A 14,728-nucleotide genomic window follows, 5' to 3' on the forward strand; every position below is an offset into this window, starting at 1 on the left:
GGCTCGGATAAGGGCGGGGGTGATGGTAAACTTTGAGTAGAGCCAATTCCTTGGATATTTGCAGGGATAGAAGGTCGATTGGGGGTAGGATTACCGTTAATGGTGATGGTGTCGGTGGGAGGAGTTTGACTGGGAAGGGGGGGAATAGAATAGTTTGATTCTAAAAGAGGATTGTTTTCGGGGGTTTGATTGTGAGGGGATACGCCAATGACTTGGATTTGTTGGGCGATCGCCTTTTGATGATTTCCCACTAAAAATAGCATAGTACAAAGGGGAAAAAGTAGATGAATATTTTTTGGCAATAATCGATATGAAATCATAATGTTAATGGTTGTAGGAAAATGACAAATGTATAAAAAAATATTTTGATTCTGCCCCATGATAAAGGTTACTAGACAGAATTGACAAACCCTTAAAAAGTTCCACTAACAATAAAATAGAGTAAAAAATAATAATATTAAAGATATTACATTGAGATGACTAAAATCGATGATTGTTCACTGTCCATAGCTTCAGCTTACATCCATATTCCTTTTTGTCGTCGTCGATGTTTTTATTGTGATTTTCCCATTACGGTGTTGGGTAACAATGCAGGGGGGAAATATTCCCCATGGCAACAAGAATACGTGAATTTTTTATGTCAAGAAATCGAAACCATAAATCAGGCAAAATCCACTCCCTTAGCAACCATTTTTTTTGGGGGTGGTACTCCTTCCTTACTTGCCCTAGAAGGGTTAGAAAAAATTTTAGTCACCCTAGAAAATAAATTTTCCTTTGCCCCTAACATTGAAATTTCCATGGAAATTGATCCAGCTACCTTTACCATAGAACAATTAAAACATTATCAAAAATTGGGGGTAAATCGTGTTAGTTTGGGGGTACAATCATTTAACGATCAACTATTGCAAGAATGTGGACGATCGCACCGTGTGCCAGATATTTATCAAGCAGTAGAACATATCCATCAAGTGGGTATCGATAATTGGAGTCTGGATTTAATTTCAGGATTACCCCATCAAACCATCACCCATTGGCAAGATTCCCTCCTAAGGGCGATCGCCCTTAAACCCAAACATCTATCCTGCTACGACTTAGTATTAGAATCAGGCACAGTTTTTGGCAAAAAATATCAAGCAGGAGATAACCCCCTCCCCCAAGACGAAACCACCGCCCAAATGTATCGCCTCGCCTCCCATCTTCTCCCAGAAAACGGATATACCCACTACGAAATCTCCAACTACGCCCAAAAAGGCTATCAATGTCGCCATAACCTCGTCTATTGGCACAATCAACCCTACTACGGTTTTGGCATGGGTGCGGCCAGTTATACCCAAAAACAAAGATTTAGTCGCCCTCGCACCCGTCAAGAATACTTCCAATTTGTCCAAGAATTCATCAAAAATAAAGGAAAAATTGACTCAGAAATAACCACCATAACCGAAGAATTATTAGATACCCTCATGTTAGGGCTACGACTAAAAGAAGGAATCAATCTAAGCCTTATTAGACAAAAATTTGGACAAGAAACCGTTAACAAAATTCTTCACACCCTTCAACCATATATCACAAAAAAATTAGTCATTTTATCCCAAGATAAAACAAACTTAAAACTATCTGACCCCCAAGGCTTTCTCTATTCCAACTCCGTGCTAAGTGACTTATTCATGGAATTTGAATAATATTAACCTCAATTGGGGATAACGGGTTATGAGTATCACAAGTTTTGGGGTGTAGGTTGGAGGTATGATGTTGCTTAATTACAGTGTGATACCGTGTAAGGTTTACTATTATCCGCCCTGTAACAATTGATCATAAACAATTATTATTTTTTGCCTGTTGCCCATTCCCTGCCAATCCCAGAAAATGTTATCCCGAACTCAGGTTAATATTAACGATTTGTTTCCCCCTCAATTTAAAGACACCGAAGCTATGAAATAATGTCACAATATAGGAATAGCGATTATCATTGAGTAAATAGAGGGTGAAATCATGGCTACTTTTATCGCTCAAGTAAAAGACAAATCAGGAAATATATTACAAGAAAAAGTTACCGCCGAATCCGCCGATGAAGCAAGAAGAATTTTAAGAAAAAGATTTGCCGCCATTGGCAAAATAAAAAAAGCAGGAATGGACTTTGACTTAGCCAGTATAGAAGCGGCGCTGAGTAAAGTTAGTATCAAAGACAAAGCTATTTTTTCTCGTCAGTTTGCCGTATTGGTTAACGCAGGGGTGGCCATTGTTAGGGCCTTATCCGTATTAGCCGAGCAATCTTCTAACCCCAAATTTAAAAAAGCCCTCAGTGCCATTAACGAAGATGTACAACAGGGTACAAATCTATCAGAAGCCCTAGCAAAACATCCCGATTGTTTCGATCAACTCTACGTTTCCATGGTAGAAGCAGGGGAAATTGGGGGGGTTTTAGATGAGGTAATGAATCGACTAGCAAAGTTACTAGAAGATGTGGCAAGACTTCAAAACCAAGTTAAATCGGCCATGGCTTACCCTGTTACTGTGGGTTTATTCGCTGTCATTGCCTTTTTAGGAATGACCATTTTTCTGATTCCCGTATTTTCAGGCATTTTTGACCAATTAGGAGCCGAATTACCTGCTCTAACTCAATTTATGGTTAATCTGAGTGGCTTTTTACGTAGCCCTGCCGCCGTTATTCCTGTGTTGGTGATTATCGGTGCTGTATTTGGTTTTAAACAATATTACAAAACCCCAGCGGGAAGACTACAAATTGATACCATTGCCCTTAAACTGCCCATTTTTGGCGATTTAAACCAAAAGAGTGCGGTAGCTCGTTTTTGTCGAGTTTTTGGGACTCTTACCCGCTCTGGAGTACCGATTTTACAATGTTTGGAAATTGTGGAAGAAACCATCGGTAATAGGGTAATTGGTAACGCCATCGGGGCGGCTAAAAATTCTGTGTTGGAAGGGGGTATGTTAAGTACGGCCATTGAGTCTAAAAATGTTTTCCCTGCCATGGCGGTACAAATGATGAGCATTGGGGAAGAAACGGGGGAATTAGATGCCATGATGATGAAGGTGGCTGATTTCTACGAAGATGAGGTGGAACAAGCCATTAAAGCCCTCACCAGTGTAATTGAGCCTTTAATGATGGTCGGTATTGCGGGGATGGTTGGTACAATTTTGTTATCTATGTATTTACCAATGTTCTCTATCTTCGATCAAATCGCTTAAACCTCAAAAAAAACTATTGTCCACCGTTGAATGTGAATTTTAATTAATGTCTATAAATCAATCTGATTACGAAACAGCTTTGGCTGATTATACTGATAAAGAACGAATTTTAGCTTTATTGAGTCAGTATCGGGAATATTTAGCCATGGTGCCGAGTATGCGCCGTCCTAGTGACAGTTTAATTACTATTCCTTTACCTTTAGCAAAAGTACGCCATGTTAATGGTACATCCTCCATGGGATCTCGTTCTTATGTTCCTTCGGGGATGAATTCTATGGCGGTGGATGAAATGGTATCAATTCCCTGTGATATTGCGGTGTTAATGTGCGATCCTGAATGGAAGATTAAGATGGGGGTAGAAATTTTGGTTTTTATCCATCGCCCCCAGGAGGATTTTTCTGATCTTTTGTTACGTTGGCGCAATGCTCAAACGGCTTTAGCCCATGAGTATGAATGGATTATGCCCCAGACAAATGATCATATGTTTAGTGATAGGGCGGAAAAAATTCACCCTATTTTTGTGGTTTTTCCTCATACTAATGCTCGTATTTTGAAGGGTTTAAAGGCTTCTGGTTTACCTTATATTCTTTATAATACCGTAGAGGCGATCGCCCATAACCCTGAACTAAAATCCTTGAGTAGTAGCATAGATAATTAATCATCAAAACCCCATGGCATCATTAAGACGTTGAAGGCCATGAATATAAGCAGCAGTACGCATGGAAACCTCATATTCTCGGGCAAGTTGCCAAATTACTTCCGTTTCCCTCTCCATTCCTTCCTTGAGATGTTGTTGTACTTTTTCTAAATTCCAATACATCCCATTACGGTTTTGTACCCATTCTAAATGACTAACAGTAACTCCCCCAGCATTAACTAAAATATCGGGAATTACCTGAATACCTTTTTGCTCTAAAATTAAATCCGCCGCAGAGGAAATTGGGCCATTAGCTACTTCAAAAATAAATTTCCCTTGAATCTCCCCCGCATTATCTTCCGTGATTTGGTTTTCAAGGGCTGCAGGAATCAAAACATCTACATCTAAACTTAATAACTCCTCATTGGTAATTACATCATTTTCCCTCAAATCACATACCGTTTCCTGACAATAAACATCCTTCACGGTGCTATTATTTTCCTTATACTCACGGATGCTAGGAATATCTAAGCCATCTCCACAATAAATCCCCCCCCTCGAATCACTCACCGCCACTACCTTATATCCACTGTTATATAATAATTCGGCTATGTGCGCTCCCGCATTACCAAAACCTTGTACTGCCACGGTAGTTTCTGCTGGTTTTTGGTCAAATTTGGGCAAAATAGTTTGAATAACATGAAATGCTCCCGTAGCCGTAGCGGTGCTTCTCCCCTCGCTTCCTCCCATGGTTAAAGGTTTTCCTGTAACAACTCCCAAACTTATTTTTCTGGTGATGTTGTTATATGCTTCCACCATCCAACCCATAATCATTTCATTAGTATAAACATCGGGGGCTAAAATATCTTTATCTGTACCGATATAATCGGCGATCGCACCGATATAATTTTTAGAAAGCCTTTCTAACTCGCCCTTTGATAACTCCTGAGGATTAACACAAATACCCCCCTTAGCACCCCCAAAAGGAAGATTTAACACCGCACATTTAAACATCATCCAAAAAGCAAGGGATTGCACCTCATCAAGATTAACGGAAGGATGATAACGGACACCCCCTTTGCCAGGGCCTCGACTATCATTGTAAATAACTCGATAACCCTGATAAACTTTTAAAGAGCCATCATCCATTCTCACGGGAATCGATACCGCTAAACTCGATTTAGGATACTGTAACTTTTCCTCTGTGGAAGGAGAAATAGAAACATATTTTAAAGCCCTTTCTAGCCTAATATTGGCATCGGCAAATAAAGAATTAGACATATCTTGATATTGTAACCTCAGTTTGGGATTTGTCAGTATGGTAGGGGACGTACCATAGTACGTCCGTACAGGTTGCAGGTATTAAGGTGATGAGGAGTAGGGGAGATAATAGTTTATATTAAATCCGCAAAATATTCCTTAGTTCAATTTATTGAACGATAAACTGTTAGCCTTGTAATTTATTGCAAGGCAAATAATGATATATTTTCAAAATCGGATTTAGTATTAGGTACTAGGTCATTTATTGTCCATTGTTAATTGTCAATTGTTCTGTAACCATTTTAGAGCTTAAAAGATAATGACATTTATTTATGATAGAAAAATTCACTTTGCTGACACCGATAGTGCGGGGGTGGTTTATTTTGCCCAACTTCTTTCTATGTGCCATGAGGCTTACGAGGCTTATTTAGAAAGTTTAGAGATAGATTTACACGGTTTTTTTCAAAACCCTACCATGGCGATTCCCATTGTTCATGGGGAAATCGATTTTTTTAGCCCTCTATTTTGTGGAGATACCATTCAAGTATATTTAAAATTCATTGCCCTTAACTCAAAAGCCTTTGAAATTGAATATACCATTGAGAAAGAAGATCAAAAAGTAGCCACGGGCAAAACTCGCCATGTCTGTATTAACCCCCAAACCAGAAAAACTCAATCTCTACCTTTTTATTTAAGGTTTGGAAAAATAAATGATGATTAATACCCATTATCTCCTTAAGATTTATAGCTATTTTTTAGTTTAGAAAGAATCACAGGTTTTAACTTGTTAAACTCATCCCTCAACCTTTGCTTACTCATTCTTGCATCCCCTTTATTGGGTAAGTTTTTACTATTTTCTAACCATTCAACCATAATTTTACACTGATTAGCCGCAATGGTTGAACCAGTGACATGTTGACACATTCCAGGCTCTTCCACCGCAAAAAAGAGTATTTTATAACTACCAGTTTTCGCAAGGGCGGCGGTTACCTGACGGGAGGTTTGGGATTTTAAGTCTAGGTAACAGGGTAACCAACGGGGGCCACGATGGGGATTATAAATCACTGTAATCCAAAGTATCATCGGATGGGGAGAGTTGAGGAAAAGAAATTGGTTGTATCTCATATCCTTAATACGGCTGAGAATATCATCTTTTTCAATCATTACCCAAAGACTAGGAAAGGTTTGCCCTGAGCTAATTATCACCTTCGGAAAAACGATTTTTTGAATGGGTTTATTATTCGGCCAAGTGAGATTTTTTGATATGGTAGTGGCACTTAAATCCATTTTGGGGGCAACTTCGGTGCGATCGCCCCTAGCGGTAACATGCTCAGAATCATAGGTATCAGCCACAATGGTTTTTTGACCACTAAAAGCCGTCATGCGATCGGTATCACGACTAGATTTAGTCGTCTTTTCTAAACCCTCAATCACCCGTAAAATTTCCGCCACCGTTTGAGGGCGATTATCACGGGATTTTTCCATACACTTCATAATCACATCTTTCAAATCTTGGGGAATTTGTAAATGGGAATCAAAAGGACGAGGCCGAAAATCATGGTGGGCTTTATACCATGCCCCAAAGGAAGAAGACTCAGGTAGAATAGGCATCTCAAGGGTAAGCATTTCATACATCATCACCCCTAAACTATAAATATCAGAGCGATTGTCCAACTCTTTACCCTCCATTTGTTCAGGGGAACAATAAGCCAAAGTACCCATAAAAGAATGGGTTTGAGTCGCATTAGCTTGAACCAACTTAGCAATCCCAAAATCCAAAATTTTCACCAATTCGCCCAAAGTAGGATCTTGCATTACCAATACATTACTGGGTTTAATGTCTCGATGCACCACCTGACACAATTCCCCCTTAAGCATAATGCCACTATGGGCCGCATCCATACCCACACAGATTTGACGGCTCAAATAAAGAAAACGTTTAAGGGGCAAAGGCTGAAACTTAATTACCTGACTTAAACTTTCTCCCTCCAAAAACTCCATCACATAATAGGGAACTTCATTTTCATCAACACCATAATCCCTTACCCTAATGATGTGAATACTTTTTTCCCCTAAAAGGGCACTGATAGTCGCCTCCCTCTCAAATCGATGACGCATTTTGTCATTGAGCAGGGTTTGAGACAAAAACTTAACCGCCACCACCACACCGCCAAGCAGTTTATCTTCACCACGATATACTTGCCCCATCGCACCGCTGCCGATTAACTCGACTAATTGATAACGATCTGCTAATATACGCTGATTACTATTTTGTTTGCCTTTCCCTAAACTCATGATTTAATTGTCCATCAAATCTTGTTGTACTTATATTTTGACCTATACTATCTAGTTTTATCCATGACGCTCAAAAACGCCTTCTGTCACATTAACCATATTGTTACCCGCTATCATGGTGCTAGAGAAATGATAATTGTCTTCATCCAACTGAAACATGGTTTCAAGTACGCTACGACGACGACTATCACCTAAAATCCAATAACGTTGAATAATAGAACTTTTCGTAATCCATCCTTCACCTTCTATTTTATCGAAATCACTTCTTTTTAAAACGTAACTGTAACTATATTTATTATTAGGTAAAAATCCTTTATATTCAAACTCTAAATTATGGGCATTTTCTGAAGAAGAATGATTATTCTCAAACACCAACTTAGTTTTCATGGTAAACCAACTACTTTGATCCCAGGCAATGATGGTAGCCCCTTTAAATGGAGTAATAATTTGATTTTTATCCGTTACATTTCCCTTAATAATCCAGCTACTCGGTTGTAATAAAAAAGTGTGACTCATTAATATGTTTTGTAAAAATAAAGGAGTTTATAGGGAGATAATAAATTGATAAACTAATGACTTATTTTATTTTTTATTAATAGACAATTAACATCTTAATTTTAAGTTTTATTATTTCTCCTTGGTAGAAATTATTACTAAAATAGCTTATACAACTAAATATTTAGTGTTATTATACATGGTTTTGGTTAATTTCCTAAGTAGTGATCAATACTTTTTTCTATGGGAGAAAATATATTTTTTTATGAACAATAGTTGATTAATCTTCCTGCCAATCAGGGCAATTCTCATCCCTCCATCCGTAGGGGTGAATGCCACAAACTAAGAGATTACCATTATATCTACGACCATGATAGTTTTTACAGCCCATACAAGCAGGATGAAAATTATGATCGGGATTCACTTTTTCTTCATCAAACCAGATGATACTACCATGGTTTTCTAGGTCATCTTCTGATGGAGGGGAAGGGGGAAAGTCCTCTAATATGTGGGATAATATTTCTTCACTCAAAAAGATCATAGATTGTTCAAAAAAATCATCTATTTGCAACAAAAATTCTTCGATTTGAGGGGGGATATTCTGTTCTATTTCTTTGGTTATATTATCAATAAATAATTCTGTGTTGGTAGCCGTTTTTTCTAATTCTTGAGTAATTTCGTCACAAAAATTATTAAAGTTATTTTCTGTTTGATTTAACCAGTTAATTAATTGTTCTTCCCAATTATCCATGAATTATAATGAGTAGTGGTAATAATGTTGGTTATTAAACCTCTTAAAATATTAAAAATTAAGTTTTATTTTTGGAGGATAATAATTGATTTTATGGTGGTTATTGGAGTGTTGCAAGGGTTCTTTTAATTATCGTTGTCGTCATCGTCAGTAATAATTTCAATGGTGCGAGGTTGGGTAGATGATGAGTCCTGAGAATTGGTATTCTTTTGTTGTTTTTCTTTGGCTTGTTGAATGGTTTCATCAACAAATTTTCTAGCTTCTTCGGTGGTAATTTTCCCTTTACTTACCATGTCATCGGCTATTTTTTGTAATTCTTGGGGAAAGTTGGGATTATTAATTATTTTATCGGTTTGTTGTTTCAATTCTTGAAGGGTATCTCCTGCTTTTTCGGCGGCATATCCTGCGATACCGATGCCTAAATAAAGGGCTTTTTGGAATATATTTTCTGATTCGGCCATAGGTTTTTATATCTCCAATCTTTGATGGTTCTTTCTTTTATTGTAAGGGTAAATCAAAAAAACAATGGCAAAGGTTACCTTGATTAGCTAAAATGAGCAAACATAACTATTTCGCCCCGATTTAATTTTATAAAGCCTTGAATTCTATTCCTCGTTTTCCCGATCATTTTGATGTTATCATTGTAGGCTCGGGGGCTGCTGGTTTATATGCGGCCTTAAAACTCCCTACAACTTTACGCATTGGTTTAATCACTAAGGATAAGTTAAAAAAGGGTGCTAGTGATTGGGCGCAAGGGGGTATTGCTGCTGCGATCGCCCCTAATGATTCACCTGTACTACATTTAGAGGATACTTTAAAGGCTGGGGCGGGACTGTGCGATCGCACTGCGGTAAAATATTTAGTGGAAAATGCGGTAACCTCTATTCGCTCGTTATTAGAAATGGGAGTAGAATTTGATCGTCACAATGATCAATTAGCCATGACATTGGAGGCGGCCCATTCTTTTCCTCGGGTACTCCATGCGGCAGATACCACAGGTAGGGCAATCGTATCCATTTTAAGGCAAAGAGCCATGGAAAGTGAAAATATTTCCGTTTATGAACAAGCCTACGCCCTAGATTTATGGTTAGACGAAGAAAAGGAAAAGTGTCAGGGCCTTTGTTTATTACATAAAAACAAAATTAGTTGGTTGGGGGCAAAAGCCGTTATTCTTGCCACGGGAGGCGGGGGGCAAGTCTTCGCTCAAACCACTAACCCCAAGGTAAGCACGGGGGATGGAGTCGCCTTGGCATGGCGTAGCGGTGCGCTGTTGCGCAACTTAGAATTTGTGCAGTTTCATCCTACGGCTTTAAAAAAGGAAAATGCTCCCCGTTTTCTCATCAGTGAGGCTGTGAGGGGGGAAGGAGCGCACCTAATTGATAGGGAGGGCAAAAGATTTACTTTCGATTATCATCCTAAGGGGGAATTGGCCCCCCGTGATGTGGTTAGTCGTGCTATTTATAATCATTTACACAAAATTAGTCCTAATCCAGCGTTAGATAATGTTTTTCTCGATTTACGCCCGATTCCTCGCCCTCGCTTAGAGTATCGTTTTCCCAACATCATTAAAAGGTGTCAAGATTGGGGCATTGATGTATTTTCCGAGCCGATTCCCGTTTCCCCTGCCGCCCATTATTGGATGGGGGGAATTGCGGTGGATTTACATAATAAAACTTCCATTGAGGGTTTATACGCCATCGGTGAAACTGCTAACACGGGGGTACATGGGGCAAATCGTTTGGCGAGTAATTCTCTTTTAGAGTGTTTAGTGTTTGGGGAAACTCTCAAGGATTTGGATGTGGGGGCAACGGTTTATCCTTCTTTAGATGGCCATATTCATCCTTTACAGGGTGATGGTTGGCAGGATGAAATGACGGTAATTAATAAAATTCGTAAGGAATTACCTCTTTTAGTTTGGGAGGTGGCGGGGATTTGTCGTCGTCATGATATGTTACAAGGGGCGATCGCCCTTATCCAACAATGGCAAAATGAAATAGATGGTCTAAAAATAGGTCAATTTCTCAAAAACCTTAAGCCAAAAAACTCCTATAACTTAGAATCTCCCATAGTAGAGCAACAATTAAAACTCAGTGCCGAAACCCTCAACCTCTTAGAAATAGGTTATCTCATTGTCCAATCTGCCCTATTTCGCACCGAAAGCCGAGGGGGGCATTATCGCCTTGACTATCCAGAAACCCAAGAAAAGTGGGAATGTCACACCCTCATCAAACACCATAACTGGTGGTCAGAAAATGTGATTTTCTAGTTCGCACTTGCCCCACCGTGTAGTTCATTACACGGCTAATAATTTATCGTTCAATAAATTGAACTAAGGTATATTTTGATTCACTGATTTAGTATCAGAAGTTAAAACTTACCGATTGGGGCGGTTACTTGACCTTCTTTGGTTCATGATTTGACTTAGTTCTTCCCTTTGTGCGGGGGTGAGAACTTCGCGCATTTCTAACATGGTTTCAAAACCTAGTTCCCGCATTTGTTGAGTAAGGTTAGAGATGGTTTGATTTTTGGCTCGAATGGCTTCGGTGGATTCGTTGTTGTTCATCATGGTTCTAAGTTCTTGACGTTCGGTGCGAATCTCTTGTCGAAGGTTCGTCATGCGTGGTTCGTATCTATTTTTGATTTCTAACATTTGTTGTTGTTGCTCGGGGGTGAGGTTTAGTTGTTGGATAAGACGACTTTGACCTTCTTTTTTAGCTCCCCATCTTTTGTTTTCCTCTTTCCCTTGGGCTAGTTCTATGGTTTCGTTAAGGGTGTTTTCAAGGCTGATGATGTCTGCATCAAGGGCGATCGCCCTTGCACCCCCTGTGAAGGTTAGAAGCATCGTTAGGGCGAATAAATGGCGAATATTGTTCTTCATAATCATTTTTTACCTCATTGGTGGTGTAATCTGATTGGTATGTTACGTTTTAAAATTCGTTACCAAAGGTAACGTACTCAGAATCAGGATTAGCCTCTTGATTCTGATCCATTGCTGAATAAGACCAAACCTCAAAGATAAAGTCTTCTAGTTCAGTTACTTCTTGTGCTAGTTGGGGAGTAAATTTTTGAGATGTGGATGTTCCCCAAAAAATTAGTAATCCCGTGATTAAGCCCGTGGGAATAACCCAAAATAGGGCAGATTTCTTTTGATGATGGGATCTTTTTTCTTGGCGGATTTCCTGAAATAATCGCTCTTCATGGTTGGAACATTGAGAAGGTGTTGAGGGACAATAGTTTTTAAGAAAGTCCACAAGCTCTTCATCATCGGAAGAATGGTTATTAAAAAATTCAGTCATATTTTCACTCCCTGATGTTCTAAAAATTTACGCATGGCTTTACGAGCATTAAACAATCTTGATTTTACCGTACCCAAAGGAATCGATAATATCTCAGCGATTTCTTTTTGGGGTAAGTCCTCTAAGTCGTGTAATACTAAAACCACACGATGATCCATTTTGAGACTTTCTAACCCTTGTTGTACTATTTCTTGATAGTGGATGTGCAGCAATTCTCCTTGGTCTGAGATAATTTCTGGGGCATATTGATAAAGAGTTTTTTTGTCTCTACGGATTCTGGCGAGTTGTCGGCGGCGATCGCAAGCAACATTCCAACAAATGCGGTATAACCAAGTAGAAAAATAATTCGACTCCCTTAGTTTTGGTAGGGCTTTCCACGCCTTGAAAAAAACCTCTTGGGTTAAATCATCGAGTATTTCTTGACCGCACAGTTTGAACAGGGTTGCCCTAACTTTATGTCGGTAACGTTGATAAATGAGACGAAAAGAATTCTCGTCCCCCATTTGACACCTCTGAATTAATTCAGAATCGGTGATTTTGGTATGATCATCCGCTAACACTGTCATAAATTTTTGTTTTTTAATTGACTCACCATTTTAGACACAAGGGTTTTAAAAAAGGTTCAAGAAATAATTGACAATTTATAATGGACAATTAAAAATAAAAATCGGAAATATTAACCATGGGCAACGGTTACTATTCTAATTCTATCAATCTTCTCCAAGCCCATATCCCTTAGTATGTAATAAAAAAAATAATTTATCATGATATTTGCCACTAGAAGAATTACAGCCCTTGCCCTAAGTGCGATCGCAACTTTAACCACCACTGGTATTGCAGAAATGGTAAGCAAACAAGAGGCGATCGCCCGTAACATTTCATTCATCTATAACCCCTTAAGCCTTACCCTAAAAGTAGAATCCCTAGAACTATTCGCCGAAACAGGAGAAGTAAACCGTAACCTACAAACCTATCTCAACTTAGCAGGGGTAGATGAACAACAAAAACAACTATTCAGAGAAGCCCTCACAACCCCCGTAACAGTAGATCCCGTCTTGCTTTCGCGCTCCCTCAACACCGAAGAAGCCGAAAGATTACTAAGCTACTTCGGTAGCGTCATCAACGTCAAAGGAGGAAGTAACGGCAAATATCTCATCCGTGGAGCATTAATCACATCCGCCCTACAACCCGAAGGCTTAAAACTCATTAACATCCTCAGAAACCTCGCCGTAGATGTAGAAATCGACATTCAGCGCATCCTACGCTACACCCAACAAGTAGAAACCGTCCTCGAAGGCAGTGCCATTTATGAACAAGAAGTCATTCGACAAGCAGAAATTCAAAGTCGTCAATCATTAGGAATCAACTACAACAACCTTCCCGATATTCGTAAACAGGGAAACACCCCCTTCGCTCAAGAAACCATCACCCTAGAAGACGAATCCCGCAATAGAAGCTATTATGCCGAAATATATTACCCCACCCAAACAGTCGAAAATACCCCCGTAGTGGTCATTTCCCATGGTCTTAGCTCTCGTCCCGAAGACTTCCAGGCCAGAGCAGAGCATCTAGCCTCCTACGGCTACTTTGTAATTATGCCCCAACACATCGGCAGTGACATTCAACAAACAGAAGATTTTATCAAAGGATACACAGGAGAATTATTTGTTAGGGAAGAATTTATTGATCGCCCCCTCGACATTACCCACACCCTTGATGAACTAGAACTTTTAAATCAAACTAGGTGGCGGGGTAACTTAGATTTAGAAAATGTTGGCATTTTTGGTCATTCCTTTGGTGGTTATACTGCCCTAACTGTGGGGGGTGCAACCTTGGATTGGCCAAGACTGAGGGAACGTTGTAGCCTAGATGTAGGTAATCTTAATACCGCTCTGATTTTACAATGTAGAGCCTTACAACTGCCCCAAGAAGACTATCAATTTAGAGATGAGAGGATAAAAGCTGTTTTTGCCATGAATCCCGTCAATGGAGGTATTTTAGGGCCAAAGGGATTGAATAATTTAGATACACCTTTATTCATTGCGGCAGGAAGTTACGATCCCGCCACCCCTTTTGTGTTTGAATTAGCCCAAACCCATCCTCTCTTAGACATCAATAATGTTTATTTACAACTACAAGAAGGACAAGCCCACGTTGATTTTTCTCAACTAGATGCGGGTATCAGTGATTTATTAAACACTGTTACTAATTTAACTCTGCCTTCCCCTGTGCTTTTAAATGAATATACCCATTCGATGATGTTGGCGTTTTTCGAGGTACACATAAGAGATAATGATAATTATGCTCCTTATCTTGAGGCTGGATATGCACAATATTTAAGTCAAGGGCAAGAGTTTAAAACCTATTTGGTGGATGAAGAATCTATTCCTGCATTAAGGGAAGTTTATCGACGATTTGTTGATAATAATTTTGACATTATTTTTAGTAATGATTAATCTGAGTTAGGGATCAAATTTATAGTCTTGTAAAAAAGGTGTCAGGTATCGGGTATAAGGTGTCAGGTTAAGAAGTTGACAAAAACTATATGTCAATAGAGTTAGGAATAACATTTTTAGCTTTTTAAAGGTGTGAAGAATTCACCATGGACAATGGACAAATTATGACCTAGTACCTAATACAAAATTCGATTTTGAAAATATATCATTATTTGCCTTGCAATAAATTACAAGGCTAACAGTTTATCGTTCAATAAATTGAACTAAGGTATATGTTGATTTACGAATTTAATATAAACTATTCTCACTCCCATCCCCCCTACTCCTCATCTCC

Annotated in this window: 15 protein-coding genes; 6 read left to right on the plus strand and 9 right to left on the minus strand. The window is 39.0% G+C overall.

From position 1 onward, the window contains the following. The coding region (locus tag IQ215_RS04555) for a hypothetical protein (RefSeq protein ID WP_193800131.1) at positions 1–320 on the minus strand (320 nt) is incomplete at its 3' end. A gap of 156 nt (positions 321–476) precedes the next feature. Between IQ215_RS04555 and hemW the strand changes: the two genes are divergently transcribed. From hemW to IQ215_RS04570, 3 genes are all read left to right on the plus strand, one after another. Next, the gene (gene hemW / locus IQ215_RS04560; RefSeq protein WP_193800132.1) at positions 477–1,679 is read left to right on the plus strand and encodes a radical SAM family heme chaperone HemW; all 1,203 of its coding nucleotides are present in this window, start codon (positions 477–479) and stop codon (positions 1,677–1,679) included. Between the two features lie 310 nt (positions 1,680–1,989). Next, positions 1,990–3,204, plus strand: coding sequence for a type II secretion system F family protein (locus IQ215_RS04565; RefSeq protein ID WP_193800133.1), 1,215 nt, complete (start codon positions 1,990–1,992; stop codon positions 3,202–3,204). 46 nt (positions 3,205–3,250) lie between these two features. Next, positions 3,251–3,862, plus strand: coding sequence for a hypothetical protein (locus IQ215_RS04570; protein WP_193800134.1), 612 nt, complete (start codon positions 3,251–3,253; stop codon positions 3,860–3,862). 3 nt (positions 3,863–3,865) lie between these two features. Here the strand turns inward: IQ215_RS04570 and IQ215_RS04575 are convergent, their stop codons facing one another. Then, the gene (locus IQ215_RS04575) at positions 3,866–5,122 is read right to left on the minus strand and encodes a Glu/Leu/Phe/Val family dehydrogenase (protein WP_193800135.1); all 1,257 of its coding nucleotides are present in this window, start codon (positions 5,120–5,122) and stop codon (positions 3,866–3,868) included. A gap of 298 nt (positions 5,123–5,420) precedes the next feature. Between IQ215_RS04575 and IQ215_RS04580 the strand changes: the two genes are divergently transcribed. Beyond that, positions 5,421–5,822, plus strand: coding sequence for an acyl-CoA thioesterase (locus IQ215_RS04580; protein WP_193800136.1), 402 nt, complete (start codon positions 5,421–5,423; stop codon positions 5,820–5,822). Positions 5,823–5,836: 14 nt separating this feature from the next. Here the strand turns inward: IQ215_RS04580 and IQ215_RS04585 are convergent, their stop codons facing one another. The 4 genes from IQ215_RS04585 to IQ215_RS04600 form a co-directional block, all read right to left on the minus strand. Next, positions 5,837–7,396 (minus strand): serine/threonine protein kinase, encoded by a 1,560-nt coding sequence (locus tag IQ215_RS04585; protein ID WP_193800137.1) that lies wholly within the window; start codon positions 7,394–7,396, stop codon positions 5,837–5,839. A gap of 57 nt (positions 7,397–7,453) precedes the next feature. Continuing rightward, the gene (locus tag IQ215_RS04590) at positions 7,454–7,912 is read right to left on the minus strand and encodes a hypothetical protein (RefSeq protein ID WP_193800138.1); all 459 of its coding nucleotides are present in this window, start codon (positions 7,910–7,912) and stop codon (positions 7,454–7,456) included. A gap of 259 nt (positions 7,913–8,171) precedes the next feature. Further along, positions 8,172–8,642, minus strand: coding sequence for a hypothetical protein (locus IQ215_RS04595; protein ID WP_193800230.1), 471 nt, complete (start codon positions 8,640–8,642; stop codon positions 8,172–8,174). A gap of 125 nt (positions 8,643–8,767) precedes the next feature. Next, on the minus strand, positions 8,768–9,103 hold the full coding sequence (locus tag IQ215_RS04600; RefSeq protein WP_193800139.1) for a hypothetical protein: 336 nt from the start codon (positions 9,101–9,103) through the stop codon (positions 8,768–8,770). Between the two features lie 137 nt (positions 9,104–9,240). Between IQ215_RS04600 and nadB the strand changes: the two genes are divergently transcribed. Next, the gene (nadB, locus tag IQ215_RS04605; protein ID WP_193800140.1) at positions 9,241–10,908 is read left to right on the plus strand and encodes an L-aspartate oxidase; all 1,668 of its coding nucleotides are present in this window, start codon (positions 9,241–9,243) and stop codon (positions 10,906–10,908) included. Between the two features lie 108 nt (positions 10,909–11,016). On the opposite strand, the gene IQ215_RS04610 is transcribed toward nadB, so the two are convergent. The 3 genes from IQ215_RS04610 to IQ215_RS04620 are packed head-to-tail and all read right to left on the minus strand — an operon-like array spanning position 11,017 to position 12,504. After that, a complete protein-coding gene (locus tag IQ215_RS04610; RefSeq protein WP_193800141.1) occupies positions 11,017–11,520 on the minus strand; it encodes a Spy/CpxP family protein refolding chaperone in 504 nt (167 codons plus the stop codon). Between the two features lie 49 nt (positions 11,521–11,569). Then, positions 11,570–11,938: a hypothetical protein gene (locus IQ215_RS04615; protein ID WP_193800142.1), complete on the minus strand. Its 369-nt coding sequence runs from the start codon at positions 11,936–11,938 to the stop codon at positions 11,570–11,572. Beyond that, positions 11,935–12,504 (minus strand): sigma-70 family RNA polymerase sigma factor, encoded by a 570-nt coding sequence (locus IQ215_RS04620; RefSeq protein ID WP_193800143.1) that lies wholly within the window; start codon positions 12,502–12,504, stop codon positions 11,935–11,937. The genes IQ215_RS04615 and IQ215_RS04620 overlap by 4 nt, the downstream gene beginning before the upstream one ends. Before the next feature lie 198 nt (positions 12,505–12,702). Here IQ215_RS04620 and IQ215_RS04625 point away from each other — a divergent pair, with 198 nt between their 5' ends. Next, a complete protein-coding gene (locus tag IQ215_RS04625) occupies positions 12,703–14,394 on the plus strand; it encodes an alpha/beta hydrolase (RefSeq protein WP_206688511.1) in 1,692 nt (563 codons plus the stop codon). The last annotated feature ends 334 nt before the right edge of the window (positions 14,395–14,728 follow it).

The sequence above is a fragment of the Cyanobacterium stanieri LEGE 03274 genome (assembly GCF_015207825.1).
In the GTDB taxonomy this organism is placed as follows: Bacteria; Cyanobacteriota; Cyanobacteriia; order Cyanobacteriales; family Cyanobacteriaceae; genus Cyanobacterium; species Cyanobacterium stanieri_B.